Source organism: Marinilabilia rubra, assembly GCF_003121985.1.
Lineage (GTDB): Bacteria > Bacteroidota > Bacteroidia > Bacteroidales > Marinilabiliaceae > Marinilabilia > Marinilabilia rubra.
In genome coordinates this window covers 351,533-364,644 of sequence record NZ_QEWP01000002.1, presented here as the reverse complement: position 1 = coordinate 364,644, position 13,112 = coordinate 351,533, and the positions used below count along the sequence as shown (strand labels likewise).

Below are 13,112 nucleotides of genomic sequence, written 5' to 3'. Positions count from 1 at the left end.
TCTTCGGGGGCTTGCGAAGCCGCCAAAAAAAGAGTCCCGATCCTTCGGGATGAGTATTTTGGCGGCATGTGTAACGACGCAAATGGTACTATATGGACAGACACTCTTTAGAATAAAACTTTCAGACAGGTCCGGGAAGAATGCCTCCTGGTTTTTGTTACATTATTTAGCCAAACAATACTGGAAAAACCTGAAAGTACAATATACAATATTTCGTTGTGCTCATAAAAGCATTATTCTTAATTCTTTCAATGCTAACGAAGATGCATTGGTAGAAATAAGATATTTAATTCTTTTTCTTCTGCCTTTTGTCCCTCAACCATATGCCTGTTGATTACTTAGATCTCATAATGCAACGATCTTTTGTTAATATATGAACTTATAAATAAATTTGCGAATGAAATGTTCGCTTTCTTGCTTTCTGATTTATTATTGGCAATGTATGTATTTGATAACTAAATCTCTGGATTTTTCGTTGTCTTCCACCATCTCTTCTCTTAAATTTTTGTCATTGAAGGATCTTAACTTATTAATAGTGTGGTTTATGATTCCATCCGGAAATATTCCTGAATCAATAAAATGGTGTTTCTTTTTTTCCAGTCTCTCAGCCGACTCGTAGCAGGACGCCGGTAATTGATTGAGCTTCTGGTAATCGTTGTTATTAAAGATGTTGCCATTGACATACAGATCGCCGGCTTTTTTAAGCGCATCTTTCATGTTTAATCCATGGATTGCAGCATTTATGATACCTGCCATTATTAAGTGGATGTCGGCACTGCCGTCCGGTACTCTGAACTCAAAGGTCTGACGGTCGTTGGAGGTGTCTTTATTCAGACTGCCATCAGCTGGATTAACGGCAGCGGCCATGCTGGATTGAGAGGTCCATCCCAGCGGTATTCTTACCAACGCAGATCGGTTTCTTTCTCCCCAGCAAATATAGGTGGGTGCTTCCTGATTTGGGACCAGTCGCAGATAGGAGGTGGGCAGTGTATTGCCAAAAGCGGTAAGGGCGTCGGCCATGTCAAGTATGCCTGCTATGATTTTTTTGGAAGAATCAGACAGTTTTCTGTTTTCCATCACGATGTTTTGACCATCTTTTGTGAGCAACATGTGGAAATGAAGACCGTTGCCTGCTTTGCCCGTGCTTATTTTTGGGGCAAAACTGATTTCTACATTTGACTCCTCGGCCAGCATGCGCAATATCCATTTGGCAATCAGGATTTGATCAGCAGCAGTCTCGGGTGTGGTGGGCAAAAACTCAATCTCATGCTGTTCAAAAGCTTCTTCTCCCTTTGTGAAATTTCCTACTTCGGAGTGGCCGTATTTGATTTGTCCACCACATTCGGCCATTAGCCTGAGGGCCTCTTTCCGCATCCATTCAAATTTGGCAAATGGTTGGGATTCATGGTAGCCTCTTTGATCTGTTGCCGGGAATAAGCTTTGTGTGGGACTGTTTACATAATATTCCAGCTCTCCGAGCATCAGCATATCCATTCCTGTACATTGGCGGAACTGGTTGGCGGCTTTCCGTAAGATATTCTCGGGGGCTAAATCCAGTAACTCCCCATTGTGATTAAAGAACGAACAAAGAATTTCCATTGACGGGATTTCAGAAAAAGGATTCAGAAAAGCTGTCTGATACCTGGGAACCACATATAGATCGCTGCTCCCGGTTTCCATAAACGAAAACAGACTGGACCCATCAACCCGCTCCCCGTGCGTAAGAATGCTTTTGAGGTGATCCTGACTGTGAATGGCAAAGTTAAGCGTTTTCAACCGGCCATCTTCTCCCGGGTAGCGAAAATTAAGCAACCGGATCTGATTGCCGGTCATAAAAGAAATGATGTCCTCCCGTGTGAATTGTGAAGGCTCCTTTTTTATATACTTGACAAGCGGATTGGGACTGTAATCGTAATGTTTTTCCATGATTTTGAGATTTTTTCCAATGCAATTGGATGTTGCTGATTAGTTCATTTTTCAAGAATAAACATAGCAAACCATTAGTGGAAAAAAGATGAGTAAGGTCACGGAAAGCGGGCGTTACAGGTTGATTTTTATCACGGTTTTCGGGATGTTTGAACTATTTAAGGAATATAAGATCATAGATGACAGAAGAAGGTCTTACGCTTATTGGAATTACTGATTAATTTAAAACAACGGGTGTCCCGGAAAATTTATCCTTTGAGAAATGATTGCTTCACTTTGCTGCCAATGACGCTGTTTAATAGGTTTTGCAGAGGGTGGAGGGGTATGCTAAGTTGGCTTTTGTTAACTCTCTTCCGTTGCTCTGCGGCTGTCTATTTTGAATTTATAGCACAAAACCCGCAGAGCGGCGCTCGAGTGGTAGTAGAGAAAATAGATGAACAAGGGAAAAACCAAGCTGCGGAGCTGCGTCCGGGTAATAAAATTGGGTTGCTCTTTAATGTCCACTACTCTTCGTGCCCAATAGTGACTTCATAGTAATCTGTAACATCAACGAGTTTCATACCAGCTTCTTTTGCGGCATTTTTGCCCAAAACGCCATCTTCAAATACCTGGCAGTCTTCAGGTGCAATGCCCATTTGCTCTGCGCATTTCAGGAAGGTTTCCGGATGTGGCTTGGGGTGGGTGATATCATCAGAAGTAACAACAATGTCAAAATACTTATCCATTCCCGTGGCCTTGAGGGTTTCCGTGGCTACGCTTCTTTGCCCGCCTGTACCCACCGACATAGGCATTTTGCCATGATACTCACGAATGATCTCAGCGACCGGCTCCACCACCTTGGTTTTGTGAATGGTAGCCAGAAAAGCATTCTCTTTTTCTAGCCCTGTGTTTAGAGGATCCATGCTGGTACCAAAAATTTCATTTAACTGCTTAATGGTCCCTTCAAGTGGAATCCCCGCCAATTGCAGGAATAAATCAATGGTAAAATCAATTCCATGATTTTTTAATGTGTTACGCCATGCAATATAATGAGCAGGCATGGTGTCCGCAATGGTTCCATCTAAATCAAAAATAAGTCCTTTTACGCCGGGTTGTATTTCAATTTTTTGCATAATCCTTTTCTTTATACTCAGCAAAGATAGTTAATCCTTTTCGGCGAGAGGGGTGTTGCTGGTTTAAGAGATGTTAAAGGAGGAGGAGAGGGTGAGATGGTAGAGGGGAGAAAGGTGGAATGGAGAAATAGTAGGGTCAGAGCCTGGAGGGAAGTAAAAAAATCAAGTATTATCCTTTTATCTAAGTAAAGTCATAAACCATTTAAAACGTGTTTTTTATAATTTTCTTAGTTTTTTAAATATGCCGCAAAAAGAATCAAAATTTCTTAACTTCGAAAGTTTCCAGCTTCTAACTTCTAACTTCCAGCCTCCAGCTTCCGGCTTCCGCGCGGCTGGGCTACTTTTATCTAACTCATGATGCAAGTTTTTCAATTTCAGATAGTTGTTTGTTTATGCTTTCGAGTGTTTTTGATAATGATTTGGCTCTTTTCTGTAAATAAACTTGCCTGTTTCCATCAATAATGTACGGGTCAAATTCAACTTTCTCTGTTACCATCTTGTAATAAATTGTTGCGATTTTTTTTGCTGTGGCAATGACTGCAGGACCTGCTCCTGATTTAGCCTTTTTTGTCCTGAGATAGTCCCCAAAAGGATTATGGGAATTCCACAAGCCATTGGCCGCTTCTCTAAAAGCCTGTCCGGCATGGTTTTTCCTCTTTCTTACTTTCGATTTCAATATTTTTCCGCCAGATATTTCATTATTAGGCACCAAGTTTAACCAAGAATGAAATTGTTTTAACGATGGAAAGTTTTCTTTTAAATTAGGGCCTGTCTCCGATAAAACCGTAAGCGCACCTGTTTGCTTAAAACCAAAAATTTCCAATACATCGACTCCGTGTACATTGTATAAATATTGGCCTACATTAAAATTAGGCTGTTTATTTTGCCGGGGCCTTGATTTCACTTTCTTTTCTTCTATATCAGTATTGGTAAAAAGCTTGATAATTCTTTCACTTTCCTGATCTGTTTTTTGCAAATGACGTTCTAGTTCGACATACTTGTCACGTGCCATTTTCAAACAAAAAACTTGCTCATCCCTCCAATTTCCCTCTAGTGATTTGAGCAAATTTTCTTCTGAACATTTAATTCTCCTATTACGAAATGATGCTAAACGCTTAGGATCTCGTTCTCCATCAATAATCGCATCAACAATAGCTCTTCCGGTACGTCCATTAATATCACTGATTACATCGTGTAATTTGATATTCATATTTACCATGGCTTTTTGCATACGCTGTGTCTCTGTTGCCATCTCTTTTATAATCTGCTTTCTTAGACGCACATAAGTTCTAAGTTCTCTGGTCAAATTATCAGGTTGAAAACATGCTGTCAGATAACCATTCTCATGCAGCTCCTGTAGCCATTGTGCATCAATGACATCCGATTTTCTACCTGGCACATTTTTCACATGAGCAGCATTTACCAGAAATACCTCCATCCCATAATCTAGTAAGATGGTGTATAGTTGAAACCAATATGCTCCTGTTGATTCCATAGCAACAGTTTTGATTCCAAGATCTACCAACCATTTTGAAAGAATGTGTAAATCTCTTGTAAAGCCCTTAAAGCTTCGAACAGGATTTTCACACTTATCTTCTGACACTGCTACATAATGAACATTTGAGGCAATATCTATGCCTGCTGCATTTGGATTAATTATCTTTGCCATAAAAATATTTTTTATGGTAATGTTCAATATGCATAAAAATTAAATATTCTTTTATGAGGGATCGGAAGTCACCAATTGGATATTTAAAAGCATATAGGCCTATACTTTTATTTGGGCTCAAAAGCACCATTGACTAGTAAGGTCTGAACATTACCTTTTTTTACAAAGATAAATTTCCAAAGGACGAGACCCGTTCCCCCGTTAGATTTTTGGATATGCCGCTTCGGCGGCTGGGTTACTTTTATCTAAAAATCTAACGATCTATAGATCTAATCCAAGATTGGGACAGGGACCATGGGCTATTGGGGAGAGATGGTTTTCTTAATCGGTGGTGAGCAATAGTGGCTCCCGGGAACGACGAATTTCATCCGTCCTATATAATGGTGGATTAAATCCACCATACCTTGGGCAGTAGGACACTGGTCTTGAGTTCTGCTTAGCTGACCTTCAGTATTTTGGTCAATTAGGTGCGGCGGATTCCGATCCGCCGTTATAAAATTGCAGACCGGAATCTACCATACCAAAGGGAGGTTAAACCCACCCTTTGAAACCTTCTTATAAGGTTGTCTGCAAAAGAATCTGCCGCACCTTTTTACACTGCAATTTTTCTGACAACCTGAAATGGTCTGATATTTCGGATATGGTTCTAAAACCTTATGTTACCTTCTGTGGCCACGTGGTTCAAATACAAGACACCCAAAAATTCCTCCATGTTACATATTGTTATATGGGGCTTTGGTATTTGTTTGTTTTAAATACAAAAAACATAAAAATCTTGTATTTTTTTTCAAAATATCCTTCTTTTGATGTCAATTTGTTTCTGGTATGTTTTTTTATTGATGTGGCAAATGTATCAAAGTGATTTATCAAACCATCCCAAAGCATCTTTTATTTATTATCTAAATATCTAATGATCTAATAAATTATGAAACCCGGAGAAAAAATCAAACTTCAAAGAGAAGAAAAAAAGCTGAGTTTGGGCGAGGTGGCCCAAAGAACACTGATCAGTGAAGAGCTATTACAAAAAATTGAATCAGATGAGGCAGCTCCTTCATTGGGCACGCTCATTAAACTGGCCCGGGTCTTTGGAGTACGGCTTGGGACTTTTCTCGACGACCAGAAAGAAAAAGGGGCGGTTGTTTGTCGTAAGGAAGATAACCTGCACAGCGAAAATATCAATGTGGCAGGTTCGCAAGTGAAGGAAAATCTGGTATTTGCTTCTTTGGCACGTCAGAAAAGCGACCGCCATATGGATCCCTTTTTGATTGAAGTAGTAGCTGGAAAGGAAACGGCTTCCAAATACTCAGCCCATGAAGGAGAGGAATTCATCTATATATTGGAAGGCACTGTTGAAGTGACCTACGGGAAAGAAACCCATCAATTGAATGCCGGTGACAGTATCTATTATGATTCTATTGTTGACCACAATATTAAAGTGACCAAAGGCCAAAAAGCACTTGTGCTGGCTGTTGTTTACTTGCCGGTTTAATGCAGTTTTGTTGTAAATGCTTTAACGCAGAGATGGAATGACGCTTAGTTTATATTTCTTCGGGAATAATTGTTCATTGTGATTTACATTGACGAATATCCGGGAATGTTTGAAAACATTTGACGTCTTACAGACATATAGCCTTAAAGCAGAGGTGGAGATTAATAGGAAATTCTTAAATCTGTAATCTATAAATCTCACAATCTATTTTAGTCTTACCTGAAAAATACGAATATGTCTTTTCAATTAACAGAAGAAACTCTGGGAAGCCTGCTTGAGAAGTGGGCGGGTGAATTGCCCGACCATGACTTCATGGTCTATCCCGATCGTGGCCTCCGGTTTTCTTACAACGAATTCAACCAAAGGGTAGACAAGATGGCCAAAGGGCTTATTGCCATTGGAATCAAACCCGGCGATAAGGTGGGCATCTGGGCCAATAATGTGCCCGACTGGACGACCATGATGTTTGCCACTGCCAAGATAGGTGCTGTTCTGGTAACCATTAATACAAACTACAAACTGGCTGAACTGGAGTATCTCATCAAAAATGCTGATCTAAATACGCTTTGTCTGATTGACGGCTATCGCGACAGCGACTATGTAGATATGGTTTTTCAGCTTGTGCCCGAACTTAAAACTTCACAGAGGGGGCATCTCCAGAGTGAAAAGTTTCCTGAACTTAGAAATGTAATGTTTCTCGGGCCTCAAAAGCACCGTGGTATGTTTAATACTCCCGAACTCCTGTTGCTGGGTGCCCAGGTAGATGATGAGGTGCTGAATGAGCGCAAAAGCCAGGTGAGCTGTTACGATGTGGTTAATATGCAATATACCTCAGGTACAACTGGCTTTCCAAAGGGAGTGATGCTGACGCATTACAATATTGTCAATAATGGCCTCACCATTGGGGGCAATATGAAATATACCTCTGATGATCGTTTGTTGCTTTGTGTGCCATTATTCCACTGCTTTGGTTGTGTTTTGGGTGTTTGTGCCGTCATTACACATGGGGTGAGTATGGTTGTTACCGAGGACTTTGACCCATTAAAAGTGCTGGCCGCGGTACAAAAAGAAAAATGCACGTCAATTTACGGGGTTCCAACCATGTTTATCGCAGAGTTGAACCATCCCATGTTTGATATGTTCGATCTGAGTTCTCTGAGAACAGGTATCATGGCAGGTTCACTCTGTCCCATTGATACCATGAAGCAGGTTATGACTAAAATGCACTGTGATGACATCATCATTGTTTACGGGCTGACAGAATCGTCTCCGGGTATGACTTCAACCCGTACCTTTGATGAGGCAGAAATAAGGGCCACTACTGTTGGAAAAGAGCTGCCTGGTGTTGAAGTGAAAATTGTCGATCCTGAAACAGGAGTGGAGCTGGGACCTGATCAACAGGGAGAGATCTGCTGTCGAGGATACAACATCATGAAAGGTTATTACAATAACCCTGGGGCCACTGACAAAGCCATTGATAGTGATGGCTGGCTGCACTCCGGCGACCTGGCTGTGAAAACGTCTGATGGATTTTACAAGATTACCGGGCGAATCAAAGATATGATCATTCGCGGAGGCGAGAATATTTATCCACGCGAAATTGAGAATTACATCTACCGCATGCCGGAAGTGGAGATGGTGGAAGTGGTTGGTCTGGCCGATGAAAAATATGGTGAAATTGTGGGCGCCTTTGTTAAGTTGAAAGAAGGCTGTTCGCTCACTGAAGAGGCTGTTCAGGATTTCTGCCGTGGTAAGATATCACGTTACAAAATTCCCAAGCATGTATTTTTTGTGGATGACTTTCCCAAAACTGCCAGTGGAAAGATTCAGAAATATAAACTCCGCGAGATTGGGGCTGAAATGGCCAAAGCGAAATAGGCTTCAGAGGACATAGATGTTAGAAGCTGGAAGTTAGAAGTTTCAAATTTCTTCTAACTTCTATCCTCTAACACCTAACCTCGACTTACCCCATTCTCGATTTGTAATCCTCATATTCAAATTGCCGAATCTTTTTCAATCCCTCTTTATCACTCCAAAATGCAATAGAGGGATGCGGAACACCATTAAACATGGTGGTTTTAACAATGGTATAATGAATCATATCTTCAAAAACAATTCTGTCACCGGGCTTTAGTGGCTTATCGAACGACCAGTAGCCCATGTAATCTCCGGCCAGACAGCTGTTGCCACCCATGCGATAGGTAGGTAAACCGTTTACCGGCTCTTGATGAGCACCTCTGATTCGTGGTTTGTAAGGCATCTCCAGACAATCGGGCATATGAGCTGTGAAACTGACATTAAGGATGGCGGTTTTAATGCCATGATTTTCCACAATATCAACCACTTCAGAAACCAGGGGGCCTGTTTCCCAGGCAAAGGCACTTCCGGGTTCCAGAATGAGGTGAAGTCCCCACTTTTCTTTAAAGTTTTTCAGTAAAGTTATAAGGTGTTCAACATCATAATCTTTTCGGGTTATTAAGTGACCGCCACCCATATTGAGCCATTTTATCTGTCTGAGCTGGTTGCCAAATTTCTCTTCTACATTTTGTAATATCTTCTCTAGTTCGGTGCTTGAGGATTCACAAAGGGCATGAAAATGGAGTCCTTCAATACCTTCAGGCAAAGTCCCCGGCATTTGATCAGCAATAATTCCCAAACGCGATCCGGGAGAACAGGGGTTGTAAAGGTCTGTGGAAACCTCAGAGTATTCAGGGTTGATGCGGAGGCCGGGAGAAATATGCTTTTCTTGTGCTTCAAGCATTGGCCTGAATCTTTCATACTGTGAGATGGAATTAAAAGTAATGTGACTGCTGTATTTCATAATGCCCGGGAAATCCTTCTCGGTATAAGCCGGACTGTAAGTATGTGCCGGACTCCCCATCTCTTCAAAAGCCAGACGGGCTTCGTGAATGGAGCTGGCTGTAGCACCCGGTATGTAATCCCGCACGATGGGAAAGGCAGGCCACAAGGAAAAGGCCTTGAAAGCCAGTATGATTTCTATACCGGCTCTGTCACGGATACTTTTTATAATTTCCAGATTTCTTCTCAAAAGAGATTCGTCCATCACATAGGTTGGCGTTGGAACCTTATTTATATCAATGCTCATATTTGTCTTTTTTTGTAATGGACAAATATAACTTAGAAATGTTTGTTGGCAAATGGGGACGACCTTCTTAAAATTGACTTCCTTTTCGCATTTTAAGGTCGAACAATTAAAAGACCTTCGTGTTAGCAATACATAGTTAGACTCTTAGATGTTAGATAAATGAGGATTCATGAAATGCTGATGACCTGAGCTTTATTTCAGATGTGTGTTTGATTGCGAACGGATGAATTTTCACCTTGCAAAAGTTTAACAAAGTATTATGTAAAAAGATAAAACCTAAGATACAGAAGTTATGAAACAGGTTGTATTTCTTATTCTCGCGTTTACCTTTGGAAACCTTGCCATGTTTGCAGGACCGGAAAAATTGGAGCAAATAGCCTCCTTTAAAGGTCAACAAGTTACCGGTGTAACGGTTACACAAGAAGGAAGAATCTTTGTAAACTTTCCCCGATGGCGCAAGTCAGTTGAAAACTCAGTTTTAGAGGTGAGGGAAGATGGAAGCTCTCAACCTTACCCAAATAAGGAGTGGAATAATTGGAAGACAGGAAAGCCAGTGCCTGACTCCATGTTTGTAGCTGTTCAATCGGTAGTGGCTGTAAATGACAAATTGTATGTATTGGATACCTGTAATCCCCTTTGGAAAGGGGTGATCAATAATCCCCGCATTTTTGTTTTTGATCTTAAAACCGATGAGTTGTCAGATGTTCTGATTCTGTCGGATGATTCATTTAAACCCAATACCTATACCAATGATTTGCGGATAGATACGAAGAATGGATTTATCTACATTACCGACTCCAATGAACCGGGATTGATCGTCTATGACCTTGAAAAGAAAACCAGCCGCCGGGCTCTGGATAATCACTACTCAACACGAGGAGAGTTCAATTCATTAACCATAAATGGCAGGAAATGGGGTGGTAATAAGGTGCATTCTGATGGCATTGCTTTTCATCTCAATAATGATCGTCTGTATTATCACGCCCTAACCGGCTATACGTTGTATTCTGTTTCGGCAGAGGCATTGCGTGATGGTACAAAAACTGAGATAGAGCAATCTGTCATAAGAGAGGCAAAAACACCTGCCCCCGATGGTATGATTTTCGACCAACGGGGAAACCTTTACATGGCAGATCTTGAAAATACCGCCGTGATTGTGTTAAAGCCTAACGGTAAAACCCAAACCATGGCTCAGGGAGACCAGGTCGGATGGGCAGATACTTTTAGTATTTATGATGGCTATCTTTATTTCACCGATTCAAAGATTCATCTGGCTGGTAAAGGCGCTGAGAAGTTGAATTATACCATTAACCGGATATGCATAAAATAAAAATCTAATTTTACGGACCGGATATTAAAAAGCGAGGGGCTGTCCAATTCAATGGACAGCCCCTCGCTGTATTATTAGAGAAATTTCTATAACTCAAGATCCACATCGTGCTTTTCGTTCCAGGGAAGTCCACGTTTATTGAGTTCCTCCAAAAATGGATCGGGGTCAAATTCTTCCACGTTAAAGACACCTGGTTTTTTCCAGAGGTCTTTGAGGTACATCATAGCTCCGATTGTTGCCGGAACACCTGTGGTGTAACTTACAGCCTGAGTGCCGGTTTCTTTGTAAGCATTTTCATGGTCGCAGTTGTTGTAGATGTAATAAGTCTTCTCTTTTCCATCTTTCAATCCACGGATACGGCAACCAATGGAGGTTTGTCCTTTGTAGTTTTCTCCCAAATCACCGGGATTTGGCAATACAGCTTTTAGAAACTCAATCGGAACAATGTCCATCCCATTGAATTTAACTGGTTCGATGCCTGCCATTCCAATGTTTTGAATAACTCGAAGGTGTGTCAGGTATTCCTGTCCGAATGTCATCCAGAATCTGGCCCTTTTTATGGTAGGGTAATTTTTTACCAGCGATTCCAGTTCTTCGTGATAGATGACATAAGATTCTTTGGGACCAATTTCAGGATAATTGAGAGGCTTATGAATTTCATGAGGCTCTGTAGTTACCCATTCACCGTTTTCCCAGTATTTACCTTTTTGAGAAACTTCCCGGATGTTGATTTCGGGGTTGAAGTTGGTGGCAAAGGGTTTACCATGATCTCCGGCGTTACAATCCACAATATCAAGATACTGTAACTCGTCGAAATGATGCTTGGCAGCATAAGCTGTGAAGATGGATGTTACACCAGGGTCAAATCCGCATCCAAGGATAGCTGTGATTCCAGCTTCTTCGAATTTTTCTTTATAGGCCCATTGCCATTTGTATTCGAATTTAGCTTCGTCTTTGGGTTCGTAATTGGCCGTGTCAAGATACGAAACGCTTGTTTCCAAACAAGCATCCATAATAGTTAGATCCTGATAAGGCAGAGCAACGTTTACTACCAAATCCGGTTTAAAATCATTGATCAGATCAACCAGTTCAGGAACATTGTCGGCATCCACCTGTGCAGTTTTTATGCGATTGCCACCAATTTTTTCTGCAATGGCATCGCATTTACTTTTTGTGCGACTAGCCAGCATAATTTCCGAAAAAACTTCAGGTATTGAGGCCATCTTGTGGGCCACTACAGTGCCGACACCCCCGGCGCCAATAATTAAAACTTTACCCATTTTTTTGTTTGCGTTTTGGTTCGAAAATACCATTTTTATTAATGCAGCAAAGAAATGAATTTTTTTAATCTGTTGGCTGCATTCGAGATTTAATATAGCAATTTTATATTTTTGAAGAGAATTTAAACCGTAAAAATAATGAACAAATTATCTTTTTGGTTGATAACTATCTTGGTTTTGGCGCTTTTGGCCACACCATCTTGTCAATCGCCTGTAGAAAAAAAAGTTGTTGGTTTTTATAACCTTGAAAATTTGTTTGATACCATCGATGCACCTGATGTCAGAGATGAAGAGTTTACACCTCGGAGTGAAAAGCAATGGGATGCCAACCGCTATCAACGAAAATTGCAGAATATGGCCTCTGTTATTGCAGGAATTGGCTCTGTGGAGGACGTCGGCGCTCCGGCAGTAATGGGATTATGTGAGATGGAAAATATTAAAGTTTTGGAAGATTTGGTGGCTACAGATCGTCTGAAATCTTACAATTATAAGATTATACATGAAGATTCGCCCGACAAACGAGGCATTGATGTGGCATTGATTTATCACCCTGAATCTTTTACACCGGACGATTACCGGGCAGTGCCGCTCCTTATCAGTGATGAAGAAGGCAATCGGATTTACACCAGAGATCAATTGATTGTTTCGGGTGAATTGAATGGCGAAAGACTCCATTTTATTGTTAACCACTGGCCTTCAAGATATGGAGGGAAGGAGCGAAGTATTCCCTTGCGTAATGCCGCCGGAAAGTTAACGCGTTCACTGGTTGACTCTATCAGGGCAGAAAATGATGATGCAAAAATCGTGGTGATGGGTGACTTGAATGATGATCCTGTCGATGAAAGCGTAAAGAAGTATTTGATGGCTGGTGTAACGCCTCAGGCAGGGGGTGGTGACAGTCTGTTTAATGCAACTGCTCCTTTGTTTTTTGAGGGGCGTGGAACCCTTTGTTACCGAGACTTCTGGAATTTATTTGATCAGATAGTTGTGACTCCTAACCTGATAAAAAAATCACCCGGTAAATATCACATTGTTAAGACGGAAATATACGACAAACAGTACCTGAGACAGCAGGAAGGTGATTATAGCGGCTATCCGTTCAGAACCTTTGTAGGGAGCTGGTATCACGGTGGGTACAGCGATCACTTTGCCAGTTATATTGTACTGGATAAATAAGGAGAGGATAATGTTTTGACGGAG

General features: G+C 41.2%; 9 protein-coding genes. 4 read left to right on the top strand and 5 right to left on the bottom strand.

Translation table 11 applies throughout. The features are described 5' to 3' along the window. Positions 1 to 429: 429 nt before the first annotated feature. From DDZ16_RS04275 to DDZ16_RS04265, 3 genes are all read right to left on the bottom strand, one after another. Positions 430 to 1,926: a glutamine synthetase family protein gene (locus DDZ16_RS04275; RefSeq protein WP_109263188.1), complete on the bottom strand. Its 1,497-nt coding sequence runs from the start codon at positions 1,924 to 1,926 to the stop codon at positions 430 to 432. A 503-nt stretch (positions 1,927 to 2,429) separates the two neighbouring features. Next, the gene (locus DDZ16_RS04270) at positions 2,430 to 3,038 is read right to left on the bottom strand and encodes an HAD family hydrolase (protein ID WP_109263187.1); all 609 of its coding nucleotides are present in this window, start codon (positions 3,036 to 3,038) and stop codon (positions 2,430 to 2,432) included. A gap of 352 nt (positions 3,039 to 3,390) precedes the next feature. Beyond that, positions 3,391 to 4,707, bottom strand: coding sequence for an IS110 family RNA-guided transposase (locus DDZ16_RS04265; RefSeq protein WP_109263186.1), 1,317 nt, complete (start codon positions 4,705 to 4,707; stop codon positions 3,391 to 3,393). A gap of 925 nt (positions 4,708 to 5,632) precedes the next feature. On the opposite strand from DDZ16_RS04265, the gene DDZ16_RS04260 reads away from it, so the two are divergent. Next, positions 5,633 to 6,196 carry a cupin domain-containing protein gene (locus DDZ16_RS04260; RefSeq protein ID WP_109263185.1) on the top strand — a complete coding sequence of 188 codons (564 nt, stop codon included), beginning with the start codon at positions 5,633 to 5,635 and terminating at the stop codon, positions 6,194 to 6,196. Positions 6,197 to 6,430: 234 nt separating this feature from the next. Then, positions 6,431 to 8,074, top strand: coding sequence for an AMP-binding protein (locus DDZ16_RS04255; protein ID WP_109263184.1), 1,644 nt, complete (start codon positions 6,431 to 6,433; stop codon positions 8,072 to 8,074). A gap of 85 nt (positions 8,075 to 8,159) precedes the next feature. Here DDZ16_RS04255 and nspC read toward each other — a convergent pair whose 3' ends face one another. Continuing rightward, positions 8,160 to 9,302, bottom strand: a complete 1,143-nt coding sequence (gene nspC, locus DDZ16_RS04250) for a carboxynorspermidine decarboxylase (protein ID WP_109263183.1) — start codon at positions 9,300 to 9,302, stop codon at positions 8,160 to 8,162. A gap of 292 nt (positions 9,303 to 9,594) precedes the next feature. Here nspC and DDZ16_RS04245 point away from each other — a divergent pair, with 292 nt between their 5' ends. Then, complete coding sequence (locus DDZ16_RS04245) at positions 9,595 to 10,632, top strand: L-dopachrome tautomerase-related protein (RefSeq protein WP_109263182.1); 1,038 nt, start codon at positions 9,595 to 9,597, stop codon at positions 10,630 to 10,632. 86 nt (positions 10,633 to 10,718) lie between these two features. Here the strand turns inward: DDZ16_RS04245 and DDZ16_RS04240 are convergent, their stop codons facing one another. After that, on the bottom strand, positions 10,719 to 11,912 hold the full coding sequence (locus tag DDZ16_RS04240) for a saccharopine dehydrogenase family protein (protein ID WP_109263274.1): 1,194 nt from the start codon (positions 11,910 to 11,912) through the stop codon (positions 10,719 to 10,721). Positions 11,913 to 12,050: 138 nt separating this feature from the next. Here DDZ16_RS04240 and DDZ16_RS04235 point away from each other — a divergent pair, with 138 nt between their 5' ends. After that, positions 12,051 to 13,088 (top strand): endonuclease/exonuclease/phosphatase family protein, encoded by a 1,038-nt coding sequence (locus tag DDZ16_RS04235; RefSeq protein ID WP_109263181.1) that lies wholly within the window; start codon positions 12,051 to 12,053, stop codon positions 13,086 to 13,088. Positions 13,089 to 13,112: the final 24 nt, after the last annotated feature.

What these genes read in the sequence shown, in the direction of transcription:
- DDZ16_RS04255 (WP_109263184.1), top strand. Translation starts at nt 6,431, where the DNA reads ATGTCTTTTCAATTAACAGAAGAAACTCTGGGAAGCCTGCTTGAGAAG.
- DDZ16_RS04260 (WP_109263185.1), top strand. Translation starts at nt 5,633, where the DNA reads ATGAAACCCGGAGAAAAAATCAAACTTCAAAGAGAAGAAAAAAAGCTG.
- DDZ16_RS04265 (WP_109263186.1), bottom strand. Translation starts at nt 4,707, where the DNA reads ATGGCAAAGATAATTAATCCAAATGCAGCAGGCATAGATATTGCCTCA.
- DDZ16_RS04270 (WP_109263187.1), bottom strand. Translation starts at nt 3,038, where the DNA reads ATGCAAAAAATTGAAATACAACCCGGCGTAAAAGGACTTATTTTTGAT.
- DDZ16_RS04235 (WP_109263181.1), top strand. Translation starts at nt 12,051, where the DNA reads ATGAACAAATTATCTTTTTGGTTGATAACTATCTTGGTTTTGGCGCTT.
- DDZ16_RS04245 (WP_109263182.1), top strand. Translation starts at nt 9,595, where the DNA reads ATGAAACAGGTTGTATTTCTTATTCTCGCGTTTACCTTTGGAAACCTT.
- DDZ16_RS04275 (WP_109263188.1), bottom strand. Translation starts at nt 1,926, where the DNA reads ATGGAAAAACATTACGATTACAGTCCCAATCCGCTTGTCAAGTATATA.
- nspC (WP_109263183.1), bottom strand. Translation starts at nt 9,302, where the DNA reads ATGAGCATTGATATAAATAAGGTTCCAACGCCAACCTATGTGATGGAC.
- DDZ16_RS04240 (WP_109263274.1), bottom strand. Translation starts at nt 11,912, where the DNA reads ATGGGTAAAGTTTTAATTATTGGCGCCGGGGGTGTCGGCACTGTAGTG.